Annotated in this window: 20 protein-coding genes; 11 read left to right on the top strand and 9 right to left on the bottom strand. The window is 72.0% G+C overall.

Going from position 1 to position 23,448, the window contains the following annotated elements; translation table 11 throughout:
• From ACZ6SA_RS29185 to ppgK, 3 genes are all read right to left on the bottom strand, one after another.
• On the bottom strand, nt 1–654 hold the full coding sequence (locus ACZ6SA_RS29185; RefSeq protein WP_347646898.1) for an HAD family hydrolase: 654 nt from the start codon (nt 652–654) through the stop codon (nt 1–3).
• On the bottom strand, nt 651–4,559 hold the full coding sequence (hrpA, locus tag ACZ6SA_RS29180; RefSeq protein WP_347646899.1) for an ATP-dependent RNA helicase HrpA: 3,909 nt from the start codon (nt 4,557–4,559) through the stop codon (nt 651–653). The genes ACZ6SA_RS29185 and hrpA overlap by 4 nt, the downstream gene beginning before the upstream one ends.
• Before the next feature lie 115 nt (nt 4,560–4,674).
• Entirely contained in the window at nt 4,675–5,394 is a 720-nt protein-coding gene (gene ppgK, locus ACZ6SA_RS29175) for a polyphosphate--glucose phosphotransferase (protein WP_465831669.1), read from the bottom strand.
• Nucleotides 5,395–5,513: 119 nt separating this feature from the next.
• Here ppgK and ACZ6SA_RS29170 point away from each other — a divergent pair, with 119 nt between their 5' ends.
• A complete protein-coding gene (locus ACZ6SA_RS29170) occupies nt 5,514–6,635 on the top strand; it encodes a TIGR03118 family protein (protein WP_347646901.1) in 1,122 nt (373 codons plus the stop codon).
• 67 nt (nt 6,636–6,702) lie between these two features.
• Here ACZ6SA_RS29170 and ACZ6SA_RS29165 read toward each other — a convergent pair whose 3' ends face one another.
• On the bottom strand, nt 6,703–7,281 hold the full coding sequence (locus tag ACZ6SA_RS29165) for an HAD family hydrolase (RefSeq protein WP_347646902.1): 579 nt from the start codon (nt 7,279–7,281) through the stop codon (nt 6,703–6,705).
• 128 nt (nt 7,282–7,409) lie between these two features.
• Here ACZ6SA_RS29165 and ACZ6SA_RS29160 point away from each other — a divergent pair, with 128 nt between their 5' ends.
• A complete protein-coding gene (locus ACZ6SA_RS29160; RefSeq protein WP_443151089.1) occupies nt 7,410–8,228 on the top strand; it encodes a DUF4253 domain-containing protein in 819 nt (272 codons plus the stop codon).
• A gap of 221 nt (nt 8,229–8,449) precedes the next feature.
• Here ACZ6SA_RS29160 and ACZ6SA_RS29155 read toward each other — a convergent pair whose 3' ends face one another.
• Together ACZ6SA_RS29155 and ACZ6SA_RS29150 are read right to left on the bottom strand one after the other, a co-directional pair.
• The gene (locus ACZ6SA_RS29155) at nt 8,450–9,283 is read right to left on the bottom strand and encodes an SAM-dependent methyltransferase (RefSeq protein WP_132603089.1); all 834 of its coding nucleotides are present in this window, start codon (nt 9,281–9,283) and stop codon (nt 8,450–8,452) included.
• Between the two features lie 166 nt (nt 9,284–9,449).
• Entirely contained in the window at nt 9,450–10,721 is a 1,272-nt protein-coding gene (locus ACZ6SA_RS29150) for a helix-turn-helix domain-containing protein (protein WP_465831665.1), read from the bottom strand.
• A 220-nt stretch (nt 10,722–10,941) separates the two neighbouring features.
• On the opposite strand from ACZ6SA_RS29150, the gene ACZ6SA_RS29145 reads away from it, so the two are divergent.
• From ACZ6SA_RS29145 to ACZ6SA_RS29125, 5 genes are all read left to right on the top strand, one after another.
• Complete coding sequence (locus ACZ6SA_RS29145) at nt 10,942–11,682, top strand: hypothetical protein (RefSeq protein ID WP_347646905.1); 741 nt, start codon at nt 10,942–10,944, stop codon at nt 11,680–11,682.
• Between the two features lie 777 nt (nt 11,683–12,459).
• Entirely contained in the window at nt 12,460–12,675 is a 216-nt protein-coding gene (locus ACZ6SA_RS29140) for a hypothetical protein (protein WP_347646906.1), read from the top strand.
• A 79-nt stretch (nt 12,676–12,754) separates the two neighbouring features.
• Nucleotides 12,755–13,546 carry a maleate cis-trans isomerase family protein gene (locus ACZ6SA_RS29135; RefSeq protein WP_443151085.1) on the top strand — a complete coding sequence of 264 codons (792 nt, stop codon included), beginning with the start codon at nt 12,755–12,757 and terminating at the stop codon, nt 13,544–13,546.
• Nucleotides 13,543–14,718 (top strand): FAD-dependent oxidoreductase, encoded by a 1,176-nt coding sequence (locus ACZ6SA_RS29130; protein ID WP_443151084.1) that lies wholly within the window; start codon nt 13,543–13,545, stop codon nt 14,716–14,718. The genes ACZ6SA_RS29135 and ACZ6SA_RS29130 overlap by 4 nt, the downstream gene beginning before the upstream one ends.
• A gap of 55 nt (nt 14,719–14,773) precedes the next feature.
• Complete coding sequence (locus tag ACZ6SA_RS29125; RefSeq protein WP_465831662.1) at nt 14,774–16,144, top strand: RNA polymerase sigma factor; 1,371 nt, start codon at nt 14,774–14,776, stop codon at nt 16,142–16,144.
• Nucleotides 16,145–16,186: 42 nt separating this feature from the next.
• Here the strand turns inward: ACZ6SA_RS29125 and ACZ6SA_RS29120 are convergent, their stop codons facing one another.
• The gene (locus ACZ6SA_RS29120) at nt 16,187–18,109 is read right to left on the bottom strand and encodes a Xaa-Pro dipeptidyl-peptidase (protein ID WP_465831660.1); all 1,923 of its coding nucleotides are present in this window, start codon (nt 18,107–18,109) and stop codon (nt 16,187–16,189) included.
• 283 nt (nt 18,110–18,392) lie between these two features.
• Between ACZ6SA_RS29120 and ACZ6SA_RS29115 the strand changes: the two genes are divergently transcribed.
• On the top strand, nt 18,393–19,052 hold the full coding sequence (locus tag ACZ6SA_RS29115) for a FadR/GntR family transcriptional regulator (protein WP_347646911.1): 660 nt from the start codon (nt 18,393–18,395) through the stop codon (nt 19,050–19,052).
• A gap of 19 nt (nt 19,053–19,071) precedes the next feature.
• Here the strand turns inward: ACZ6SA_RS29115 and ACZ6SA_RS29110 are convergent, their stop codons facing one another.
• Together ACZ6SA_RS29110 and ACZ6SA_RS29105 are read right to left on the bottom strand one after the other, a co-directional pair.
• Entirely contained in the window at nt 19,072–19,716 is a 645-nt protein-coding gene (locus tag ACZ6SA_RS29110; RefSeq protein ID WP_347646912.1) for a class I SAM-dependent methyltransferase, read from the bottom strand.
• Between the two features lie 408 nt (nt 19,717–20,124).
• A complete protein-coding gene (locus tag ACZ6SA_RS29105) occupies nt 20,125–21,189 on the bottom strand; it encodes a hypothetical protein (RefSeq protein WP_465831657.1) in 1,065 nt (354 codons plus the stop codon).
• A gap of 87 nt (nt 21,190–21,276) precedes the next feature.
• Between ACZ6SA_RS29105 and ACZ6SA_RS29100 the strand changes: the two genes are divergently transcribed.
• The 3 genes from ACZ6SA_RS29100 to ACZ6SA_RS29090 are packed head-to-tail and all read left to right on the top strand — an operon-like array spanning nt 21,277 to nt 23,248.
• Entirely contained in the window at nt 21,277–22,332 is a 1,056-nt protein-coding gene (locus ACZ6SA_RS29100; protein WP_347646914.1) for a sensor histidine kinase, read from the top strand.
• Entirely contained in the window at nt 22,329–23,027 is a 699-nt protein-coding gene (locus ACZ6SA_RS29095) for a response regulator transcription factor (protein ID WP_465831654.1), read from the top strand. Before ACZ6SA_RS29100 ends, ACZ6SA_RS29095 begins: the two co-directional genes overlap by 4 nt.
• A gap of 5 nt (nt 23,028–23,032) precedes the next feature.
• Entirely contained in the window at nt 23,033–23,248 is a 216-nt protein-coding gene (locus ACZ6SA_RS29090) for a CDGSH iron-sulfur domain-containing protein (RefSeq protein ID WP_465831897.1), read from the top strand.
• The last annotated feature ends 200 nt before the right edge of the window (nt 23,249–23,448 follow it).

Genomic DNA, 23,448 nt, shown 5'->3' with positions numbered 1-23,448 from the left:
TCAGGCGAGACCGTCGAGTGCGGGCAGCAGGGCGTACAGGTCGTCGGCGATCACGTCGGCCGCGCCGGCCTCAGGTCGCTCGGCGTGCAGGTAGCCCCATGGGCCCCGCTTCAGCAGCGCGGTCCGCATGCCGGCCGCCCTGGCAGGCAGCACGTCGTTGTCGAGCCGGTCGCCCACGTAGAGGATCTCGGCGGGCTCGTGGCCCGCGACGGCCGCGACCTTGGCGAAGAATCCGGGCTCGGGCTTGGAGACGCCCCACCCGTCGGAGGTGTGCACGGAATCGGCCGGCAGGTCCATGGCGACGAGCGCGTCGTAGGCCCGCTCCGGCTGGTTGCCCGCGATGATCACCTGGTACCCGGCCGCCCGGATGGCCGCCAGAGCGTCGCGCACGTCGGGATAGAGGTCGCCGGCGTCGAAGGTGTTGCGCATGCCGTGGGGGTCGTCGCGCTCCCACTCGGCTTCCTCCCTGGCGAGGTCGACGCCGGGGCGTACGAGCTCGAAGGCGTCACTGTGCGCACGGTCCAGCGCGGCCATCCCGCCGAGCGCTCCCATCAGCGTGAACGCGCTCACGCCGAGCCGCTCGGCCCAGCGCGACCAGATGCGCGTCTCGCTGATCAGCGTCTCACCGACGTCGAACACCACAGTCCTGATCATCGATCTCCCTGTTTCACCGCTGTGAGCTTCTCCATCGCCTTGGCGATGCGCTTCTCCGACACCGGGGTGGGGGTGCCGAGCGTCTGGGCGAAGAAGCTCACCCGCAGTTCCTCGATCATCCACCCGATCTCCACCACGTCAGGGTCTCCGCGCCGGGCCGGATGGAGCTTCTGCCGCAGGTCGTGGTAGTCGTCCTCGACCTTGTGCACCCGATCCATCCACTCCCGGTCACGCCACGGATCCTCGGGGAGCTTCGTGAGCCGGCGGTCGATCGCGCGGAGATAGCGCAGGACGTCAGGCAGACGCCGGTGGCCCGTGGCGGTGACGAACCCCGGACGGACGAGCCTGCCGAGCTGTTCGCGCACGTCGTCGGTCGCCGCACTCGGCTGCAGCGCGTCGAGCCGGGTGCCCGCCGCGTGCCAGACGCCCAGGATCTGCTCCACCTTCCCCAGCACCTCGGCCGACGTGTCGTAGAGGTGAGCCCGCACGTGCTGGTAGAGGCGGTCGAAAGCCACCGGGTCCCAGGCCGGTCCGCCCGCGTCGAGCATGAGCCTGTCGACGGCCGCGTCGACCACGTCGTCGAACAACGCCACCGCCCCGCCGTGCGGGCTGCGCGACAGGGCCAGCTTCGCCTGGTTGGACAGGCCGCCGAGCAGCGACCTGGCCGGGTTGGTGACGTTGAGCAGGAGCAGGCGGCGCACCCCGGGCCAGTGGGAGCGGCGCTGCTCCACCTCCGTCTCGAAGATCTTGATGGAGACGGAGTCGCCCGCGTCTACCAGCGCCGGATAACCCTTCATCCGGCCCTGCTCGAACACCCTGGGCAACGTCCCGAAGCTCCAGGTGTGCAGGCCCGTCTGCTCCAGGTCGTCGCCCGCCTCCGAGAGCGTCTGGCGCAGGCGCGGCGCGAGGCGGCGCTTCAGCGCGTCGAGGTCTTTGTCCTCGGCGACCGTGCGCCTGCGCTCGTCGATCACCCGGTAGGTGATGCGCAGATGGGCGGGCACCTGGTCGAGCTGCCAGGCCTCGCGCGGCACCCGGACGCCGGTCAGGCGCAGCAACTCGCGCTCCACGGCCTCCAGCAGCGGCTCGCCGCCCGGCTTGACGCCCTCCAGCACCTGCCTGGCGTAGTTGGGGGCGGGCACGAAGTTGCGACGCAGATTCTTCGGCAACGACCTGATCAGCGCGGTGATCAGATCTTCGCGCAGGCCGGGGATCTGCCAGTCGAAGCCGTCGGAGCTGACCTGGTTGAGCACCTGGAGCGGCACGTGCACGGTCACGCCGTCGGCGCCGTCCTCATCCGGGCCCGGCGCGAACCGATAGGTCAGCTTCATGCGCTGGCCGAGCTGGCGCCAGGTGTCGGGATAGTCGCGGGTGCTGACGTCGGCGCCCTCGTTGACCAGCATCTCCGGCGAGAACGTGAGCAGGTCGGGCTGCTCGTGCCTGGCCTTCTTCCACCAGGAGTCGAAGTGGCGGGCCGACACGACGTCCGCGGGCACCCGCTGGTCGTAGAAGTCGAACAGCGCCTCGTCGTCCACCAGGATGTCGCGGCGTCTGGCGCGGTTCTCCAGCTCCTCGACCTCTCCGAGCAGCCGGCGGTTGTCCTTCAGGAAACGATGGTGGGTGTCCCAGTCGCCCTCGACGAGCGCGTGCCTGATGAAGAGCTCGCGCGACAGGTCGGGGTCGATGCGGCCGTAGTTGACCTTGCGGCCGACGACCAGCGGCACACCGTAGAGCGTGACCTTCTCCAGGGCGATGACGGCGCCCTGGTTCTTCTCCCAGTGGGGCTCGGAGTAGGTGCGCTTGACGAGGTGCTGGGCGAGCGGCTCGACCCAGCCCGGCTCGATCTTGGCGTTGACGCGCGCCCACAGGCGGGAGGTCTCGACCAGCTCGGCCGACATGAGCCACTGCGGCTGCTTTTTGGCCAGTGCCGACCCGGGGAAGATGGCGAAGCGGGCGTTGCGGGCGCCGAGGTATTCCTGGATCGGCCTGCGGCCGTCCTGGCCGCGCTTCTCCATGACGTCCTTGACGCCGATGTGCGACAGGAGCCCGACGAGCAGCGACGCGTGCACCTGCTGGGGGTCGGCGGCCCGGCTGCCGGGCTGGGCGCCGAGCGCCTGGCGGAGCTGGCTGTAGATGTCCTGCCACTCGCGCACGCGCAGGTAGTTGAGGAACTCCGCCTTGCACAACCGCCGGAAGGCGCTGGACGACAGCTCCTTCTGCTTGTCGCGCAGGTAGTGCCAGAGGTTGAGGTAGGCCATGAAGTCCGACTCGGGGTCGGCGAAGCGGCGGTGCTTCTCGTCGGCCTGCTGCTGCTTGTCCGAGGGCCGCTCGCGCGGGTCCTGGATCGACAGGGCGGCGGCGATCACCATGACCTCGCGCAGGCAGCCGTTCTTCTCCGCCTCCAGCACCATGCGGCCCAGCCGGGGGTCGACGGGCAGGCCGGCCAGCTTGCGGCCGACGGGCGTGAGCTTGCCGTGGACGTCGAACGCGCCCAGCTCGTGCAGCAGGTTGACGCCGTCCTTCACCTGGCGGCGGTCGGGCGGCTCGACAAAGGGGAACGCCTCGATGTCGCCCAGCCCGATCGAGGTCATCTGCAGGATGACCGAGGCGAGGTTGGTCCGCAGGATCTCGGGGTCGGTGAACTCGGGCCGGTTGAGGAAGTCGTCCTCCTCGTAGAGGCGGACGCAGATGCCGTCGGAGGTGCGGCCCGAGCGGCCCTTGCGCTGGTTGGCGCTGGCCTGCGAGATGGCCTCGATCGGCAGGCGCTGCACCTTGGTGCGGTGGCTGTAGCGGGAGATGCGGGCGTAGCCGGGGTCGACGACGTACTTGATGCCGGGGACCGTGAGCGAGGTCTCCGCCACGTTGGTGGCCAGCACGACGCGGCGGCCGGTGTGGCGCTGGAAGACACGATGCTGCTCGGCGGCGCTCAGCCGGGCGTAGAGCGGCAGGATCTCCGTGCCCGTGAACTCCGCCTTGGCCAGGGCGTCGGCGGCGTCACGGATCTCCCGCTCGCCCGACAGGAACACCAGGATGTCGCCGGGGCCCTCGCCGGTCAGCTCTCTGCAGGCGTCGACGATGCCCTGCGTCTGGTCGTCGTCATCGTCGAGCGGGCGGTAGCGCACCTCGACCGGGTAGGTGCGGCCGGAGACCTCGATGATCGGCGCGTCGTCGAAGTGCCGGGAGAACCGCTCGGGGTCGATCGTCGCGCTGGTGATGACGACCTTGAGGTCGGGGCGCTCGGGCAGCAGCTGTTTCAGGTAGCCGAGGATGAAGTCGATGTTGAGGCTGCGTTCGTGGGCCTCGTCGATGATGAGGGTGTCGTACTGGTCGAGCATGCGGTCGTGCTGCAGCTCGGCCAGCAGGATGCCGTCGGTCATCAGCTTGACCAGGGTGCGGTCACCGGCCTGGTCGGTGAAGCGGACTTTGTAGCCGACCACGTCGCCGAGCTTCTGGCCGTCGCCGGCGCCGAGCTCCTCGGCGATGCGCTCGGCGACCGTGCGGGCGGCGATGCGGCGGGGCTGGGTGTGGCCGATCAGCCCGCGCACGCCCCGCCCCAGCTCGAGACAGATCTTGGGGATCTGGGTGGTCTTGCCGGAGCCGGTCTCCCCCGCGATGATCACGACCTGGTGGTCGCGGATGGCCGCGAGGATGTCGTCCTTGCGCTGGGAGACAGGCAGGTTCTCCGGATAGGTGACCTTCGGTACGGCGTCGCGGCGGCGTACCAGCCGCTGCTCGGCTCGCTCCACGTCGGAGAGGATCTCCGCGACGATCTTGTCGCGGGCCTCTCGCGAGCGCACCCGGCGCATGCCGTCGAGCCTGCGCCGCAACCGCCGCTGATCGCGGGGCATGAGGTCGGGCAGGCGGGACTGGAGGTCGGCGAGTGGAGAGGACAACGAAGACGTTCCCATACTGCTGTCGAGGATATTCGAGCCCCGCGGCCCCGGAGCCAACCGCCCATGGTGCCCGACCGCGCCGGGCCGCGCATCCCAATATCCCGGCGTCTCACGATCGTGGACCGTGCGGTCAGCGGGACGCGGCGGCGCGGGCGGCGCCGACGATGCCCGCCTCGTTGCGGAGGGCGGCGGGCACCACGGGGGTGTCGAGGTGGATGTGCGGAAGGAACTTGTCGGCCTTCTTGCTCACTCCCCCGCCGATCACGATCAGCGAGGGCGTGAACAGCATCTCGACGTACCGGAGATATTCCTCCACCCGCCCCGCCCACGCCTTCCAGCTGAGGTCCCGTTCCTCCCTGACCCGCGCCGACGCCCGGTGCTCGGCGTCCTTGCCGCGCAGCCGCAGGTGCCCGAACTCGGTGTTGCGGACGAGCCGCCCGTCGGTGAACAGCGCGCTGCCGATGCCCGTCCCGAAGGTCAGCACGAGCACGGTCCCCCGCTGTCCCTTGCCCTTGCCGAACGTCATCTCCGCCATGCCCGCCGCGTCGGCGTCGTTCAGCACGGTGGCCCCGCCGAAGAGCGCGGCCGCGTCGACCCCTTCCCACGAAGGGTCGACGTTGGCGGCCGTCAGGACGACGCCGTCCACGACCACGCCGGGAAAGGTGATGCCGACAGGGCCGCTCCAGCCGAAATGCTTGATGATCGACGCGACCGCCTCGGCCACCTCGTCGGGCTTGGAGGGCTGCGGCGTCGGAATGCGCAGGCGCTCCTCCGTCAGTTTGCCGGCTTTCGTGTCGACGGGCGCGCCCTTGATTCCCGAACCGCCGATATCGATGCCCAACACGTCCATGCTTTTCCTCTCCCCGCGCGATGCGGGAAAACTCCCGCGCCGCCATTTCCGGACCTGACTGAACCCGCTCCCCGCCCCCCGCGTATCTCGCGTCACAAGCGCTAACTAGGAGGCAACGGATGCGGCCACGCATCATCACACTCTGCGCTGTTGCGGTCGTTCTGGGAGCGACTCTCACCACTCCCGCACACGCCACCACCAGGACGCGTTTCGACGTCATCAACCTTGTGTCGGACGTCAAGGGCAAAGCCCCTGTCACCGACCCCAAGGTCGTCAACCCGTGGGGCCTGGCCATGGGCAAGACTCTGTGGGTGTCCAACACCGGCACCGGCAGCGCCACCGTCTATTCCGGCACGGGCAAGAAGGAGAAGACCGAGGTGGCCATTCCGGGCGGAGCCCCGACGGGCCAGGTGTTCAACCCCGGCGACGGCTTCACCGTGAAGGGCAGGCCGGCCACGTTCATCTTCTCCAGCCCGAGCGGCGCCATCACGGGCTGGAACGCGGAGGCCGACCCGGGCAACGCGATCATCGCGGCCTTCACCCGCGGCGCCGACTACAAGGGGCTGGAGCTGGTCGAGACCGACGACGGCGCCTTCCTGCTGGCCGCCGACTTCGCCGGCGGGCGCATCCACGCCTTCGACGAGGACTTCGAGCGCATCCGGCTGTCGCGCTGGCAGTTCAGGGACAAGGCGATCCCCTCGACCTACAAGCCCTACAACGTCGCCGTCGTCAACGGCAACGTCTGGGTGGCCTACGCCCTGCGCGACAAGACCACGGGCAAGCCGGTGTTCGGCGACGGGAAGGGCTTCGTGAGCCGCTTCGACGGCAACGGGCGCCTCACCGGGCGCATCTCCAGGGTCGGGCTCAACGCCCCCTGGGGGCTGACCGCCGCGCCGAAGGGCTGGGGACAGTACGCCGGAGCGCTGCTGGTCGGCAACTTCGGCGACGGGACCGTACACGCCTACAAGCGCGGCCGTCACCTGGGCTCCCTTCGCCTGGCGAACGGCAAGCCGATCGTGCTGCCCGGCCTGTGGGACCTCGAGCCCGGCACCGCGGCCACCGGCGGCGAGAAGGCTCTGTGGTTCTCCGCCGGCATCGACGGGGCCAAGCACGGCCTGATCGGCGTGATCGCGCCGCAGGGCACGAAGGTGTCCTCGTCGGCTCCCTCGGGCGGCCCGTCGAAGGGCTCGTCGGGCAAGCCCTCCACCCCGTCCTCCAAGAGCCCGTACGGCGGGTACTGACCGGGCGCTCCCTCTCCCGCCCCCGCCCGGCCGGTCGCGTGGCTCGCCCGGCCTGGGTGGGGGCGCCTCAGCCCAGCACCGCCGCGAGGTCCTGGTACGTGCGGTAGTGCACGGCGGTCATGCCGAGCGCCCTGGCGGCCTCCACGTTCTGCAGCCGGTCGTCGACGAACAGGCAGCGCGCGGGCTCGGCGCCGGCGCGCTCCGCGGCGATCTCGTAGATCCGCCGGTCGGGTTTGGCCACGCCGACCCTGGCGCTGCTCACCACGTCGTCGGCGAAGCCGGTGAGCCCCAGCAGGTCGAGGTGGTGTTCCAGGGTGTCCATGGCGTTGGTCACGATGATCAGGGGCACCTCCTGCCGCGCCCTGGACAGCAGCGCCCTGACCTCCTCGTCCACCCAGAAGCGGATCTTCATGAACTCGCCGACGGCCTGGCGGGCCCGCTCGTCGCCGCCGAGCGCCACGGCGATCGACTCCGCCCACTGCGTCTCGGTGACGTGGCCGAGCGTCGGCGGCATGATCAGCTCGGGGTCGAAGGCCGTCTTCATCAGGGGCAGGCCGTAACGGGCTTCGATGTCGGCCTGGGCGGCGTGGTCGAAGTGGCGCAGCACGCCGTCGAGGTCGGACAGAACAGCGGCGAAGGGGATCACAGTCCCTCATTGTGCCGCGTTCGCCACCCTGGCCAGTAGCCATGACTTTTCCGGCGCCGCCGAAGGTGCTCAGGTAACGGTCGGGACTACCATCTCCGAGACAGGATTCGGTATCGGAACGGTAGGGCATGGACGATCACCGGCTGCCACGCGAGCTGTGCAGGCTGTTCGCCGACGGCGGCGGGGGACGACGGCTGCCGGCCGGGCTGCCGCCGGGCGAGGTGGTCTGGCCCGACCCCGGCTACACCCGGCAGGGCGAGGCCGCGCGACCGGCGTTCTGGATGAGCGACGAACCGGCGGTGGGCGAGGACTGGGCGCTGTTGCGCGCCTGGCACGCGCACAGCGGCCTGTGGCCGGTGTTGCTGGACGAGTCGGCGCAGCCGTGGGCGGTCGGGCAGGTCGTGCCGGACGATCCCCGCCAGATCGATCACTTCACCGCCGAGGGGTTCATGACCGAGGTGTGGGAGGAGTGGGTGGCGCAGATGCCGAAGGACGCGCTGGCCGAGCTGGAGCCGTACGGCGCCATCTGCCCCGGTCCCGCCGCGCCCGGCGTGCTGAAGGCCGAGCCGGAGGCGGTCGCCGACTGGCTGGCGGGCGAGCTGGCGGCCAAGGAAATGCCGCTCGGCCTGGTCGCCGCCGGCCGGGGAGCGGACGCGCTGGCGGTCATGGGCTGGCAGGGCGCGCTGCACCACAACGAGTGGATGGTCCCGCTGGCTGCCGTCGTGCGCAGCTGGGAGGACCGGTTCGGGGCGCGCGTGGTCAGCGTCGGGTTCAACACGCTCGACCTGAGCGTGGCGGCGCCGCCGGACGACCCGGAGCACGCCTTACACGTGGCGGCGGAGCACTGGGCCTTCTGCCCGGACAACGTCGTCCAGGGGCCGGGCGACCTCCTGGGCTATGCCGAGCAGATCATGGGCCGGCACGCGTGGTCCTTCTGGTGGGACTGAACCGGCGTCACGGTCGTCCCCGGGCCGCGCGCCCAACCCGCGTCACGGTCGTCCCCGAGCGGGCGGCGGCCCTCTCGAGCGGCATGGCGGCGCGGCCCGTGCCGGCGCCCTTCGTGCCCTCAGCGCGCCCGTCCGGCGCCGGTCCTCCCAAGGGCCCGGCCGGCGAAGAAGCCGGGCCCTGTACGGCCGCCCCCGAGCCGTAGCCGTCTCCACGGCCGGGCTCACGGGATGCGCGCCACGGCGCCGTAGGTGCCGGACGAACTCGGTTGGTCGACGCAGGCGCTCTCGTGGCCGTCCGGCCGCCATTCCGGGACCCACACCAGCCCCGGATCTACCAGCACCAGGCCTTCGAGCAGCGCCTCAACCTCCTCCCTCGTGCGAATCGCGTGCCCGGGCAGCGTCATCGCCAACAGGTCGTGTATGGCGGGCAGCAGCTCCGGGGGGATCGCGTCGAACGTGGTCTGCAGCAGCGACAGGTAGCTCCGTTCCGGAACGGCCTGCCGGATCCGCTTGATCACGTAGTGGAAGAACTCGTCGTCGTTCAGGCTGTGGGTCGACAGCAGCAGCACGGCCATGGGCCGGTCCCAGTCGAGGAACGTCTGCAGGACCCTGTCATCGAGGATGTCGTCGATCTCGCGCACGTCGCCCTCTACAACGCGTACGAGGTCGGTGACGGGCTCGATGGTCGCCCTCGCTCCGGCGAGCACCATCGGGTCGTTCTCGACGTACACCACACGCGGCGCCGAGCCGTCCAGGGCATCGCGGGCGATGTCGTGCAGTTGCCTGCCGGGCGGCAGGCCGCTGGGGACACCACTCCCGACGATCACGAACTGGTCCACACCCACGCTCGCCAGATGACGGACCACACGGCACAGATAGTGGAGCACGGCCCGTGCGGCCGTCGTCGTGATCGGGGCTGCCTGGTCGTACCGGCGTACCGCGTCGCGGTCCGCCACGAAGTTGTTCTTTCCACCTGCTGCGGCGTCGAGAATACGGGTGATCCTTGCTTGGGTCAGCTCCAGCTTCGCCAGGTTTCGGATGGCACGCTGACGCATTGAGTGTTGCCCCTTTCCCCTCGCCCACTATCTCGGGAAAAGCTGTCCTTTCGGACCCCACTCGATGACCCACACCATATGATCCTCGCTACGGAGCAGATGACAACACGAAAAGCCATTAGTTTTCGGTATATATGCGTTACCCCGCCTCGCGCATAATGATCATTTACGTGGGAAAGAGATCGTTTCCCAGCGAACGCGAAAGTCGTTCGCGATGGGAATTGAGCACCTCGACGGTCTCTTCGCGGGTGGTCGTCGTCACCGACAGCTTGGTGAAGGCCTGGTGGTACGTCTCGACCGCCCCGCCCTCGGTGACCAGCTCGTCGGACTCGATGCCGTGGGCGCACGCGACGTCGGCCTCGAACTCCTCGGCGAAGCGCCAGATGGTGAACGGTCCGGTGCGCGGCACGTAGGCCGGGTCGTCCATCGGCACGACGTGCAGCGAGACGTTGGGCCGCTTGGCGTGGTCGAGCAGCACGTCGAGCTGGCGGAGCTGGACGTGCGGCCCGGCGATGGAGCGGGCCAGCACGCTCTCGTCGATGACCGCCCACAACACGGTGCCGCTCTCGCCGGCCATGGCCTCCTGGCGGGCCAGCACGAGGGCGAGCGCCTCGTCGACCGTCCGCTGCCCGAGGATCGCCGGCCCCGTCGCGGCGATCGCGGCCCTGGCGTAGTCGTCGGCCATCAGCAGCGGCGGGACGAACTGGTTGTGGTAGGTGCGGATGACCGTGGCCCGCTGTTCGAGCGCGTAGGCGGCGGCCAGCCAGACGGGCACCGAGTGCGCGTCGTACCAGGCGGTTCCGCGCTCGCCCCTGGCCAGCGACATCATGTAGTCGCGGACGGGCGGGGCGGTGACGCCGTAGACGGTGAGCAGGCGCTCGGCCGTGATGGGCGCGGGCGCGATGCGGCCCTCCTCGATGGCGGGGATCGCGGCCGCGCCCTTGCCGAGCGCGGTCTCCACCTGCTCGACGGAGAGCCTGGCGGCCTGGCGCAGGGCGTGCAGCCGCCTGCCGAGCGCCCTGCGCTGCGGATCGCTCAGGGGCGCCGCCGCGTCGGGGATGCCGGCGGCGGGCACGGGCTCGTCGGGCAGGCCCTCGGCCTTGCGGGCGAGCTCGACCACGCCGTGCAGGACGGCGAGGGAGCCCTCGGACAGGCCCGAGACGGACCGGCCGATGGTGGCGGCCCGCAACTGGAGCTCCTCCGCGCTGCCCGACTCGAGGTAGTCGTCGCCGACCAGCCAGCCGACGCTCACCTGCAGGCAGGAGGCCAGCGCCCTGAGCACCTGGAGCGTGGGGTTGGTCTGCTTGCCCGTGCGCAACTGGCTGACATAGGCACGCGTGATCGGGATGCCCGCCTCCGTCAGAGTGGAGGCGACCTGCGCGCCGGTGAAGCCGCGCTTGGTCAGCGCGAGATCGAGCCGTTCGGCGAAGTTCGCCACGGCACACCTCCTACCGCCCGTGAACTCATCCAGCGTAAGGGACGCGTGCTTCCCTGTCCCCTGCCATGTGGGCAAGCTCTGCCCAGCGGGGAGGTATCAACATATGCGCAAACTGTCAGTTGACACACTCCCCTTTGTCGGCAGACTATCGCAGCGTATGGAAAGTGACACTTAACAGCCAGGGTTCTGGAGAGAGTCCTCGACGAGGAGGTGGCCGGACGTGACCATGGATTCCTCGGGCAGTTCCTGGTTCCAGGAGGATCCGGCCCCGAGCAGGCAGGAGCAGGTGGTCCAGCGCATCTGCACGCGCGTCGCCGGTTCCGGCGTGCACGTCGCGAGCCTGCCGCTCGGCGGCGTCCAGGTCTGGCTCGACAGTCCCCGTCACCGCTGGCGCTTCTACCACCGGATGGCCCGCGAGCTGCGACTGGCCGGCTGGCACACGGAGACGGGCCCTGATCGGCTGCTGTTGCTCGGGTGGAGTGCGGTCTGCCTGAGCCACCGGGCCAGGATGCTGAGGGCGGCCCTGGCGGGACGGCTGGCCGACTTCGACAGGACGGCGTTCACCGCCGTCATGATCGCCACCCGGCTCGGTCACGAGGGATTCCCGGCCGGCGAGCTTCCCGGCGAGGTGGAGGCGCGTTGCGGCGACGCCCTGCGCTGGCCCGCCCGGCTGGCCGATCTCGACGGTCTCGAACGCGGCTCGTCGCTGGAACCGCTGCGGCTCAGGCTGGCCCAGGTGGCCGGGCTGGAGGCCAAGGTGGCCCGGCGCTGCGGCGAGCATCTCGCGCTCGCCTCGAAGGTCGCGCGTACGGTGGCCGGCGGTGCGGCGCCGGCCAGGTCACACGAACGGGAGTCAGGTGACTCCGGCTCCTCCACGGCGGGCCTGACGGAGCGCATGGTCGGCGTCAGCGTCCCCAACAGCGTCCCTGATGGGGCCCTGAGCGCGGGAACGGCCCGATGAGGCGGGCCGTCCCTTCCGGCGGGCCGGGCGCGGCAGCGCTCGGCACGCCCCGTCACTGCCAGGACGCGGCGACGGTCGTCGCGACCGCGTCCCGGCAGGCCTCGACCGGCGGGCGGCCGGTCAGAGGCACATGTGCGCCGGCCCCGGCGCTTCCTCGCCCCTCCGGCATCGTGCGGCACGTGCCCGACCTAGTCGGCGCGGTGCTGTTGACCAGCGCGGTAGCGGCTGGCGTGCTGGTCAAATCGAGGGGTTGCGCCTGGGGTCGGTATACGTCGCTCCCGCCGGACCAGGCGGGCGCGTTCGCGGTGCCGCGCGCGGGGTCACCCACGACCCCGCGCCGGGGCCGCGCGAACGCGGCAGGCCTGCCGGCGAGGGCGGCGACCCCGGTCGCCGGGCCCCGCCGGCGAGCCTCCGCGCTCGCCGCCACCGGCACGGAGGCGGTGCGGGGTGGGGAGATCGGCGTGACGGGCGCCACGGTACTGATCGACCGGCCGTTTCTGAGGCCGGCGCCCAGGCACGCCTCCGTGCGGGTGGCCGTTTCACCGGCCGCCGTCCTGCTCGCCGCCACGGCGCTGGTGCGGGTCGCCGTGGCTTCGGGCCGTGAGACCGAACCTCGATCTCCACGCGCGGCGGAAGAGGGGCCGGCGATCAGCCGCCGGCTCCTCACCCGGTCGCGCGCCGAGCGAGGACGGAGCGCCGGCCGGCGGCCCTACCGCCGCCGATGTTCCCGGCATGTCCCTTCACAGGGTCATCGACCCGCGACCGACAGGAGCGATCATGCTCACCGATGAACTGCGCAGGCCGCAGCCGCACGAGGTGCACGCCCGGGGCGTACGGCCCGGCGCGCCGCCGCCGTCCTGGGGCGAGGACCAGGACGACGTTCCGGCACCGTCGGAACCGGCGCGCAGCGTGCACCGGCTGCGCCGCATCCGGCAGGTGTCCGTCCAGGCCATCACCGAGATCGACCAGGCGCTGAGGCACCGCGCCCAGTGACCTTTCCGCCTTCCCCTCGCAGGAGGAACCCCATGCGCACCGTCCTCACCCCCCGACCCGCACGTCGCGGGGGGGTGCAGTGAGCCGCGGCAGGGTCGGGGTGATCGTGGCGCCCGCGAACCCCTCCGCGGAGCCCGAGCTGACCCGCCTGCTCGGGTCGCGTGCCGACATGCACGTCACCCGCTTCCCCGTACACCATCCGATCCCGGCGGCCCGGCACCCGCTTTCCGCGGGGCGCCCGGGACCCGCCCTGGCCGAGCGGCTGGAGGGCTACAACGAAGCCCTGCCCGCCATGGTGCACGCCTTCGACGGCCTGCCGCTGAGCGCGATGGTCATGGCCTGCAGCGAGCCGCGCTACCTGCTCGACCCCGACCGGGACCGCGAGCAGTGCGCCGAGCTGACGGCCAGGACGGGAGTACCGTTCGCCTCCGCCACGCTGGCGGCGCGGGAGGCGATGGAGCACCTCATGGTGAGCGACATCGTCCTGGTCTCGCCGTACCAGCCGTGGCTGACGGAGCTGGCCGAGCGGTTCTGGAAGAAGGCCGGGCTCACCGTCACCCGGGTGGTGCAGGTCCGCGCGGCGGGCGGCTACTCGCCGTACACCGTGACACCGGCCGAGCTGATCAGGCAGGTCGAGCTGGCGGATCTGCCCGGTGACGCCGCGCTGCTGTTCACCGGCTCGGGAACGGCCACGCTGCCCGTGCTGGGGCCGCTCAGCACCGGCAACGACCGCGTCCTGCTGACCTCCAACCTCTGCACGGCCTGGTGGGCGCTGTCGCGGGCCATCGGCCGGCCGGTTACGCTCAGCCGCGTGCCCTACCGCCGCCACATGGCCGCCTCGAACGGGGCGCGCGTGGGAGGCATGGCATGAACGGCGTCATCGTGGTCGGCGCGGGCCCCGCCGGGCTGACCGCGGCCCTGTCGCTGGCCCGGGCGGGCATCCCGGTCACCGTGCTGGAGGGCCAGAACGAGCTCAGCAGGCAACCGCGGGCGTGCACCTTCCATCCGGCCACGCTCGACCTGCTCGACGGGCTCGGCGTGGCCTCCCGGCTGGTCGCCGAGGGCCGCGTCGTCGACCGCGTGCAGTGGCGCGACCGGTCCGGGATCGTGCTGGCTGAAATGGGCATGAACCGGCTGGACGGCCTGACCAGGCACCCCTTCAGGATCCACGCCGACCAGGCTTCGCTGACCCGGTTGCTGCTCTCCGCGCTCAGCGTCCACCCGGACGTGGACGTGAGGTTCGGCACCCACGTGGACGGTGTGGCGGAGGGCGGAACAGGGATCCGGGTCCGCGTCGGCCACACCTGGGCGCGGGCCCGGTACATGATCGCCGCCGACGGCGCGCACAGCACGGTGCGCAGCTCGCTGGGGCTGCCGTTCCCCCGGTCCACCTATCCGACGCAGGCGCTGCGGGTGTTCACCGACTCGCCGCTCGACCGGCTGCTGCCGAGCCTGGCGCCGCTGACGTACGTACGCGATGTGCAGCAGTCGTGCACCCTGCTCGGGCTGCCCGACCACTGGCGGATCATCTTCAAGATCCCCTGTGACACGCACGAGCCGCTGTCGCAGGCCAACCTGGGCCTGCTGGTCCGGCGGGCGCTGCCGGGCGCCGGCGAGCCCATCCGCGTGACGGGCGCCGACCGGTTCGCCCTGTCGCGGGGGGTGCTGACCTCGTACCGGTGCGGGCGGGTGTTGTTCGTGGGCGACTCCGCGCACCTGACCTCGACGGTCGGCGGGCTCAACATGAACGCGGGCATCCACGACGCCGTCGAGCTCGGCCAGGTGATCGCGGCGGTGATCGGCGGCTTCGCCCAGCCCGCCGCGCTGGAGGCGTGGGCGTGGCGGCGGCGCTCGGTGCTGCTGCAGCGGGTGGTCCCCCGCGGGCAGACCCGGCCGGCGGGCGTGCGGGAGCACGACAGCGCCAGGCTCGAGGCGGCCATGGCGGGGCTGCGGGCCATCGCCGGCGACCCGGAGGCGACCCGCGCCTACCTGGCGCAGGCCTCGCTGCTGGACACGGTCCCCAACTCCGCCGGGAGGACATGAGCGGGCCCCTGCGACCTCGTGCTCCCGCGTACCGACCGAGGAGGTGTGACACCGGATGTGGCGAACCCTGTCTGACGACGCGCGCCAGGCCGTTCGCGACCTGTGCGACAAGCACGGAGCCCGTCTCTACGACTACTGCCGCACCGAGCTCGCCGCGGGCGACGCCGAGCAGGCGGTCGCGGGCGCGGCGCTGACGGCGCACCTGTACGCGGACCGCGTGGGCGATCCCGGCCTGCGCCGCCCCTGGTTGTACGCGGTGGCCCGCGCGCACCGCGCGGTGGTCGCCAAGCCGGCCAGCATCGGCTCGTGGTCGCGTCCCGGCCGCATGTCCGAGCTGCTGCCCGAGGCGCTGCTCTCCCTGGAACGGCCGCAGCGCGAGCTGCTGGACCTGTCCGTACGGCACGGCCTGTCGGACACCGAGCTGGCCGTGCTCTTCGAGATGGGCCAGAGCGAGGTGCGCGCCACCGTCGCCGAGGCCGCGGCCGGCCTGGAGGAGTGGTTCGCCGCGATCATCGCCGCGCGCGCTCCCGACGGCTGCCCCGATCTGACGTCACGGGTGGCGGACTGGGTCAGCGCGCCCGGCCGCCGCGCGAGGGCCAGGATCGGCCGCCACATCCAGTCCTGTGCGACCTGCCGGGCCGCGCCCAGGACCGTGACGGCGGCGGCGCTGCTGCGCCGCCTGCCGATCGCGGCACTGCCCGGCACACTTCCCAGCCGGCTGGCGTCGGCGCAGCCACTGCCTGGCGAGGGGCCCATCTGGCGGGCGGACGGCTTTCCTGTGCAGGCCCGCACACTGGTGGAGTCCGGCTCCGCGCCGCCTCCCCCGGTCGCCGACGCCACGCCATCCGTCCCAGTCGCCGACCCCACGACGGCGACTTCGGGAAAGCCCTGGTCGGCGGCGGGCGCGGCCGCCGCCGACCAGGAGCCTCCCGCCGCGCCCGCCGTGCGCGGGCGGCACCCGTTCACGCCGCCGAGCCGCACGCGGGCCTTCCGCGGCGGCGCGGGCGACGACAAGCTCGTCTACAGCGCCGTCATCAGGGGCGACAGCAACGGGTCGTCGCGCGGCGACGGCACGATCGTCAGGTACGGCGGGATCCCCTTGAACGGCGCCGTGCACGGCCCCATGAACGGACGCGCGAACGGTCACGTGAACGGTCACGCGAACGGTCATGCGAACGGCTCCGGCGGCGGGCCTGGCGGGGACGGCGCCCAGGAGTTCTGGCGGGACCGGCCCGAGGACGACGATCCCGATGCGGGCGCGCCGGTCAGGACCGTGGTCAGGCTCGCGCTGCTCCTCGGAGTCGGACTGCTGGCGGCGGGGCTGGTCTGGGCGCTCATGAACGCGGGCGGGCAGCAGGCGGTGATCACCAAGGCCGCCACGCAGTCGGACGTACGGCTCGCTCAGCCGCACGGCCCAGGGACGTAGGGGGCCTTGGGCTCCCGGCGGAGCCCAAGGCCGCTCGGGTGTCTAGAAGAAGTGGAACCCGGGCTCGGGCTCCGGCAGGTCCACCCGCTCGGGACCGCGGAACCTGGCGGTGTCCTTCGGCACGTCGGTCAGCGGCGTGCCGAGCACGAACGGCACGACGACGCGGCTGCCCGCCAGGTCGACGGTGACGTTGGCTCCGGTGCCGGTCTCCCCGCTGAAGGTCGCGTCGGTGCCGGCGATCACCAGGCCGATCCTGTGCCCCTTCCTGAACGTGTAGTCCTGCGGCAGGGTCAGCCACTTCACCGTGCCGTACTCGCCGGGGGGCAGCGGCTCGGCGTGGCTGAGCGAGTGGCGGTTCTGCACGTCGATCCAGCCGCGGGCGACGATCTCGAGCGGCCGGGTGGCCACGTTGGTGACGACCTTGCGGTAGCAGGCGTCGTCGGCCTCGGTGCTCTCGCCGTGGCAGTCCTCCTCGGTGAGCGTGGTGATGCCCTGGCCGCGCATCCAGTCGACGCGGGTCGCCTCGCCGAAGTCGACGAGCAGGGCGGTCAGGTTGGAGGTGGGCTTGTCCAGCTTGACCCGCAGGTCGGCGGTGGGCGTGCCGGACAGGCGCAGGTCGAGCGGGAGCGGGCCGGTGGTGAACGCCACCCGCCCCGGGTTCGCCGTGCCGATCCCGGCCACCATGTCGTTCTCGCTCATGGCGACGTCGGTGAAGGAGGCGGTGCTCTTCCTGGGGGCGGGCTTGAGCCCGAGCGTGCCGTCGGGCGCGGGCCGTAGCGACGCCTTGACCGCGAACGGCGCCGGCCAGTCGCGCTGGGTGATCCACCGCGCCGGGCCGATCTCGACGTCGGCGCGGGGCTCGCGGGTGATGCCGTTGCGGACGCCGTGCAGCCAGTGGTCGAACCAGCGGTGCAGCGTCTCCACCCACAGGGTCCTGCGGCCCTCGAAGTCGAACGGGTCCACGTGCTGGGTCTGGCCGACCCAGATCTTGCGCGGCACGTTCCTGTCGGCCAGCGCCTTCCACCAGGCGGAGAAGTTGTCGGGTTTGACGTTGAGGTCGTTGACCGTGTGGACGACGAAGACGCTGGCCCTGACCTTGGAGACGTCGCCGAGCAGGCCGTCGATGTAGTCGCGCTCGGCCCAGAACCGGTTGTGGTTGCCGGTGTCGTCGCCGTCCTCGGCGTCCATCCGGTCGCGGACGGCCTGGCACTTGGCGGCGGGGTCGGTGTCGATGTAGCCGGCCAGCCAGGAGGCGTAGTCGTAGTTGTAGATGACGCCGTTGGAGCGCTGGTACTTGTACCAGGAGCTGATCGCCGAGATGGGCACGATCGTCTCCAGGCCCTTCACGCCGGTGGCCGCGACGGCGTTGGCGAGGGTGCCGTCGTACGACTTGCCGATCATGGCGGCTTTGCCCGTCGTCCAGTCGGCCACGGCCGGGGTTCCGTCGGCCCTGACCGCCTTGGCGCGGCCGTTCAGCCAGTCGATGACGGCCTTGCCGCCGAGCACGTCGGCTCTGCCGCCGATGTCGGGGCAGCCCTCGGACCGGGTGGTGCCCAGCATGTCGACGTTGAGGACGGCGTAGCCGCGGGGGACGAAGTAGTTGTCGTAGAAGAGCGGAAATTTGACGACATTTCCGGCTTCGTCGTATTCCTTGCGCTCTCCCTCGTTGCCACGGCCGGAATTGTCGTAGTACGGGCTCTCGTCGATGATCACCGGCACCTTGAGCCCGGGGCCGGACTCCTTGGGCCTGATGATGTCCACACGAACCTTGTCGAGGGCGCCGTCCTGGTCGCTGTCGACGGTGGACTCGACGTACACGTGCTCGCGGACGGCGTCCGCATAGGAGAAGACCGGTTGCGTGCGACCGTTCTCGACGGTGATCGCAGGGGCGGCGGCCGCCTGGGCCGGGGTCGCGATCGCCAGGGTGAGGGCGACGGCGACGAGGGCCGGGCGTAATTGTGACACGCGTGACCTCCGGGATAATTGACCCAAATACCCTGCAATCTCGCAGATGACTGAGAACCTGACAAGATTCCAGATCTGGATGCCGGGGACCGCGTTCGAGGCCGGGTTGGGAGCGGAGTCCGGCGGCAGCCTGCCGGGCGGCTCGATCGAGCGGCCCCGCCGCAGGACGGACCCGCCGCCTGATAGCGATCACATCGTTATCCGCCCGCGCGACGCCACGCCACCAGGCCCCGCCCGCGCAACGTCTAGGGTGGATGGTCAACAGCCGGTGAGGAGAAGGTGCATGCGAAACGTCGCTCGGACCTCGCTCGTGGACTCCGCCATCGACGAGCTGCGCCGCGAGATCGCCAGCGGGGTGTGGCCGGTCGGCACCAAGATCCCGTCCGAGAGCCAGCTCGCCCAGAGCCTGGGCATGAGCAGGCTGTCCGTACGCGAGGCGGTGCGCGTGCTGGCGCACGCGGGACTGCTGCACACCCGGCAGGGTGACGGCACCTACGTGACCGCGACCGACGAGTCCAAGATCGCCCTGCGCCGCCGGCTCGACACCGCCGCCGCCATGGACATCATCGACGTGCGCCGCGGGCTCGACCTCGTGGCCGCCAGGCTCGCGGCCGGCCGGCGCACCGAGCAGGACCTCGCCGCGATGCGCGAGGCGCTGGCCCGCAGAGACGCGGCCGGCAAGGAGGGCGACCTCGACGGGTTCGCCGACGCCGACGTCGACTTCCACCTGCGGGTGGCCGACGCCGCGCACAACGCGCTGCTCGGCGACCTCTACCGCAGCATGGGCGACGCGCTGCGCGACAGCGTCAGAGACCAGGAGCAGGCGGCGCTCGACCCCGACAGCTCCCATGCCGACCTGCTGCAGGCGATCGCCGACGGCGACGCGGCGCGCGCGGTCGCGGTCTGCGTCGCCATCCTCGACCGGCAGGAACGCGGCCTCTAGCACCCTCCGGCGGCAGGAGTCACGCGTCCGGCTTGCGCGCGCGCCCGAGAATGTGCGGCAGCGCCGGAGTGGAGGGCACCGGCTTGTGCGAGAAGCGCGCGTGCTCCTCGATCACCAGCCCGCTCTCCCTGATGGCCCGCGCGGTGTCGCGGTTGGGGCGGCACCCGCCGGCCACCACCCGCCACAGCGGCGTGACGAGGTCCTGCAGCAGGCCCAGCACCGTGCCGCGCGAGCGCACGTGCTCGTAGAACCGCAACTCCCCGCCCGGCCTGAGCACCCTGCGCACCTCGGCCAGCGCGGCCGCCTCGTCGGGCACCGAGCACAACACCAGCGACACCACGGCCGCGTCGAACCCGCCGTCTTCGACGGGCAGCGCCCCGGCGTGCCCGGCCACCACGCGCACGGGCACCGTCACCCCACCCGCGGCCCGCTCCGCCGCCGACCGCAGCACGTCCTCCGGCTCGACCGCGACCACCTCGCGCACCTCGGGAGGGTAGTGGCGAAAGTTCATCCCGTTGCCCGCGCCGATCTCCACCACCCGCCCGGCCAGCCCGGCCAGCAGCCGCTGCCGGTGCTCGGCCGTGCCCGACCGCTCCGACTCGGCGCTCATCCGTTCGTACGCGCGCGCGAACCGCGGACGCTGGAATTTCGACAGATCCCGCATAGCCCCCACGCTAGGTCCCGGACGCGCCGCTGACGCCTCCCGAACGATCGAACACGCTCCGTATCGGCCCGTGGCACGCCACCCAGGCTCGCCGCATTCGCGCGGTGGCCGGTGTCCGGGTTCGCGGCCAGCACAAACGCCACCCGGCCAGAAATCGATTGATGGCCACCGCGCCGCATCCGGGACTCACTCACCGTAACGCCTCACAGATACTCATGAGACCGTTCAGAGCCGCGATCGTTGCCACTCCGTAACCAGCGCCCGGGGCGCCGCCTATAGCGTCCCTTCAGTGCCGTTATCAGAGGTGAATCCCGGGCCCCTTCCGCAGCGCGAGGACGCCGAGCGCTGCGACCACATGGAGTCAGGACGGCGTTGCGTGCTTCCGGCCATGCACCGGAGCCCGCACGTCTACGCGCCCGTGGGCGCCGCCGTGTAGCCGCCGGGCCTGCGCCGCAGCCAGTACGCGAGCACGGCCGCGCCGAGCAGCACCCCCCACAGCGGATACGGCCACAGCAGCAGCGCCCAGAGTTCCCCGCGATCGACGGCGTTGACCGCCAGCCCCGGCGACGCCAGGCAGCAGGCGCCCGCAACCGCTCCCCCGACGGCGACGGGGAGCCGCACGGGCACGGGACGCCCGCGCAGCAGGGGGATCCAGCGCGGGAACACCTCGCCCCATCTGCTGATCAGGCCCAGCGTGAGCACGGCTGCCCCCACGGCCGCGAAGGCGAGCATCAGTCCCTGCAGCCTGAGCGGCAGGTCGATCGGCCCGGAGATGTCCGTCGGCCACGGCGTCAGCCAGGTCAACCGGTAGAGGGCGTAGGGCAGCGGGCACAGAGCCGCCCCGATGGTGGCCGCCCTGCCCCACCGCCGCGCCCGCACCGGCCCGGCCCAGCGGGGCAGCGCTCCGCCGAACAGGCGGAAGGTGATCCACACCCAGGCGGCGAAGGCCGCCATGTCGGCGAGCGTCCAGGCGATGCGGCCCGCGTACGAGCGCAGCCCGGCCGTGACGTTGCCCGCGTACGCCAACAGGGCCGCGCCGAGGTACGCGGCCACGGCGGCGCCGGCCACGACCAGAGCGGCGAGGGCGACGTAGCCCCAGATCCTGCCGCGGGCGCAGGCCCTGACAGCGGGCACGACGACGGCCGCGGCGAGCACCACCGGCAGGGACAGCCCTGTCACGTAGCCCAGGACCGACATGACGCCGGCGTCGGACATCACGATGCCGAAGAACAGCACCTGGACGATCGCGCCCGCCTTGACCAGCGGGGTCGGCCGGCCGGAAAGCAGCGCGACGGCCAGTCCCGCGAGACCGGCGGCGACCGTCATCGCGCCACCCGCCTCGTGCTCGAACAGGTGCGAGAGCGAGACCGTGACGCGGTCGCGAGCGCCGAAGGGGTACGACGCCGGAGTCGTCCACCACAGCGCGCCGACGGCCGTCACGGCCAGTGACAGCAGTACTCCGAGTGGTTTCATGGCAGCTCACGCTAGGAAGCCTGGCCGGCCGCCGCCTCCCCCACGTGAGGGAGGTGCGCGCGCGGCCCGTCGGCTAGCTTCTGACCTGTGACCATTCACTGGAGGGCGGTGCTCTACCAGCTGCTGGGGGCGGCGCTGCTGACCCCGGTGGCGGCGGTCCTGGCGCTGCTCGTGGTGACGGAGATGTCACTGTCACGGGTGCTGCTGCTGTGGGTGCTCTGCCTGCCCGCGTCGGGTCTGGTGGCCTGCGTGCCGCTGGTGGGGAGGCTGGAGGTCGTCGCGCTGCGGGAGTTGCTCGGCGTGGCGGTTCCCGAGCATCCGGACCGCGTCTACCTGGGAGTTCTGACCGCCCTGCACCTGTTCGTTGGGGCCACGCTGAGCGCGGGCGCGCTGGCGCTGGTGCCCGGTGTCCCCGCGGTGCTCTCGCCCGGCCGCTGGCGGGCGGATCCCGGCGCGGTGGCGCAGGTCCTGCTCCTGATCGTCGTGGTGCTGGCGGTGATGGCGGGCGCGGGGCTCGGGCAGCAGCGGGCCGCCCGCAGGCTGCTGCGCGCGGACCCGTCGCGGGTGATCCAGGAGCTCGGCCGCCGCCAGAGCCTGGCCCTGGAGTTGCACGACTCGGTGGGGCACGCGCTGAGCGTCGTCCTGGTGCAGGCCATGGCGGCCCAGGCGGCGCTGCGGCGGCAGGACACGGTCCTGGTGGCGGAGCAGTCGCTCGGTCACCTGATGGGCGCGGCCCGCGACGCCCAGCAGGAGCTCGACGTGCTGCTTCGCGTGCTCGACGAGGGCAGCGAGGCCCGCACGCCCGCGCTGGACTCCCTGGACGCTCTCGTCGACGGGCTGGCCGTCGAGCTGCGGGCCGACCCTGTGGACCGGGTGCCGGAGGCGACGTCGCGGACGGCGTACGCGATCGCCAGGGAGGCCGTCACCAACGCGCTCAGGCACGGGCGCGGGCCGGTCAGGATGGACCTGGCGGTCGGTGCGGACGTCGTCCTCACCGTGGAGAACGAGGTCGCCGGGCGCTCCCCGTCGGGGGCCGGGCGCGGGCTGGTGGGCATGCGGATGCGGGCGCGCCTGGCCGGCGGGACGTTCGAGCAGGAGGAGGTGGACGGCACGTGGCGGATCACGGCGACGCTTCCCCGGTGAGCGGCCCCCAGCCGAGCGGGCCCGAGATCAGGCACGCGATCAGGCCCGTGATCAGGGTCGTGCTGGCCGACGACGAGCCGCTCATCCGCTCGGGCTGGGCCACCGTGCTCTCCGTGCACGACGACATCGAGGTGATCGCCGAGGCGGCCGACGGCCACGCCGCCGTCGAGCACGGCCGGACGGCCGACGTGGTGCTCATGGACATCCGCATGCCCGGCATGGACGGCCTGCGCGCCACCGACGAGCTGGCCCGCAGCGCGCCCGGCACGCGGGTCATCGTGGTCACGACGTTCGAGAACGACCAGCTGGTCTGGGCCGCCCTGCGCGCGGGGGCGGCCGGCTACGTGCTCAAGCGCTCTCCCGCCTCCGACCTCGTCACCGCCATCCGGGTGGTCCACGGCCGGGACGCCGTGCTGTTCCCCGACGCCCTGCGGCGGCTGGCCGCCCCGCGCCGGGACGCGCCGCACGTGCCCGGCCTCACCCCGAGAGAGCTCGACGTCGTACGCCTGCTGGCCAGAGGGCTGAACAACGCCGAGATCGCCGCCACCCTGTACGTCACCAGGGAGACGGTCAAGACGCACGTCGGGAACGTCCTGGACAAGCTCGGCGCCCGGGACCGCACGCAGGCCGTCGTCCGCGCGTACGAGCTGGGAATCGTGCTCGCGGGTGAGAGCGCTCAGCCCTGGGGCAGGTGACGGGCATGCGAGACCCGGTCACGGTGACCACCTGCGCCGACGGTCCCCTGCTCATCAGGGGCGACTTCGAGCTGCTCACCCAGGACGGCGAGCCCATCGACGCCGGCCGGGCGACCGTCGCTCTGTGCCGGTGCGGCCTGTCCTCGGTCAAGCCGTTCTGCGACGGCTCGCACAAGGCCGGCGGGTTCCGTGCCGCGAGCGAGCCGGACCCGCCGCCGTAGCGCGCGCACCGAGTGGGCGGAGCGCCGGATCCGGCCGCCCGCGTACGGCACGCCGCCGGTCAGAGCCGCCCCGAGCGCCAGCCAGCTGCACGCGGCCCGCTCCAGCACCCAGACGGGCGCCGGCAGCGCCGCCGACGCGGGGAACACCCGCCGCCCGCCCGCCCGCCGCCGTCCCGCCTCGGCCAGCCCCACGGCCAGCA

The organism is Nonomuraea sp. NPDC049378 (genome assembly GCF_055586745.1).
This window is presented reverse-complemented; position numbering and strand designations above follow the sequence as displayed.